A 1,685-nucleotide genomic window follows, 5' to 3' on the forward strand; every position below is an offset into this window, starting at 1 on the left:
TCGCAGCTAACTCACTCCTAAGCGCAGCCGCCGCAACAAAAAAACGCCAAGGGCTCCCACCCTTGGCGTTTTTTTATGAGCGGCACTGTATCCGTCTACAGCTCCTTGCTTGGCATAAAAGCGGCTAGCGTTTAACCGAGCTGCAGGGCTTTTCGCGCTCATAACTGAATCGTATGACAATCACCTGACCAAAGAGTCAAATATTTGTTGACCCTAAAGTCAGAAAACTCTAGATTCGCCTCATGCCAAGCCGTGTGGAAACGCTGCGCCATCGTGCTCAGTCGTTTCAGCAGAGCCTGATACGAGAACAATAAAGTGCCTGGAGGTCGTCCTTGATCCAGTTTTTACTCAACCGGGAGCTGCGTACTGAGCATGCCCTGGACCCAAACATCACCGTGCTCAATTATCTGCGTGAGCATGTCGGCAAGTCCGGAACCAAAGAAGGCTGCGCTTCAGGCGACTGCGGTGCCTGCACCGTGGTGGTCGGTGAGCTGGATGGCGAGCGCGTGCGGTATCGCACCCTCAACTCCTGCCTGACCTTCGTCTCCTCCTTGCACGGCAAACAGCTGATCACGGTTGAAGACCTCAAGCACCAGGGCAGGCTGCACAGCGTGCAGCAAGCCATGGTCGACTGCCACGGCTCGCAGTGCGGCTTCTGCACCCCTGGGTTTGTCATGTCGCTGTTCGCCCTGCAGAAAAACAGCAGCGGTTTCGACAAGGCCGACACCATGGAAGCCCTGGCCGGCAACCTGTGCCGCTGCACCGGCTACCGTCCAATTATCGATGCAGCCGAACAAGCCTGCTGCCAGAAGCAGCCGGATCAGTTCGATGCCTTTGAGCCCGAAACCGTCGCGCAATTGAAAGCCATCGCCCCGCAGGACACCGCCGAGCTCAATAGCGGCGACAAACGCTGCCTGCTGCCGCTGACCGTCGCCGATCTGGCCGATCTCTACGCCGCCAATCCGGAGGCGCGCCTGCTGGCTGGTGGCACCGACCTGGCCCTAGAAGTCACCCAGTTCCACCGCGAGCTGCCGGTGATGATCTATGTCGGTCATATCGAAGCGATGAAGCGCGTGGAAGTCACCGCCGAGCGCATCGAAATCGGTGCCGCCACCGCGCTGTCCGATTGCTACGCCGCGCTGGCCCAGGACTACCCGGACTTCGGCGAGCTGCTGCACCGTTTCGCCTCCTTGCAGATCCGCAACCAGGGCACCCTGGGTGGCAACATTGGCAACGCCTCGCCGATTGGCGACGCCCCGCCGCTGCTGATCGCCCTCGGCGCGCAGATTGTCCTGCGTAAGGGCAGCGAGAGCCGCACGCTGCCGATCGAAGACTACTTCCTCGACTACAAGGTGACTGCGCGCCAGGAAGCCGAATTTATCGAGAAGATCATCGTGCCGCGCCACCAGGCCAGCCAGGCGTTCCGCGCCTACAAGGTGTCCAAGCGCCTCGACGATGACATCTCCGCCGTCTGCGCCGCCTTCAACCTGGTGGTCGAAGATGGCGTGGTGCAAAACGCGCGCATCGCCTTTGGTGGCATGGCCGCCATCCCGAAACGCGCCGCCGCCTGTGAAGCCGCGCTGCAAGGCTCGGCCTGGTACCCGGGTGTGATCGAACGCGCCTGTGCCGCGCTGGCCGAGGATTTCACCCCGCTCAGCGACTTCCGCGCCAGCAAGGAATACCGC

At 61.1% G+C, this 1,685-nt stretch carries 1 protein-coding gene; it reads left to right on the forward strand.

Going from position 1 to position 1,685, the window contains the following annotated elements; translation table 11 throughout:
• Positions 1-332 precede the first annotated feature (332 nt).
• Positions 333-1,685, forward strand: a 1,353-nt coding sequence (gene xdhA, locus WA145_RS09365; RefSeq protein WP_422581319.1) for a xanthine dehydrogenase small subunit, incomplete at its 3' end; no start/stop codon positions are given.

The organism is Pseudomonas sp. (assembly GCF_049301935.1).
Lineage (GTDB): Bacteria > Pseudomonadota > Gammaproteobacteria > Pseudomonadales > Pseudomonadaceae > Aquipseudomonas.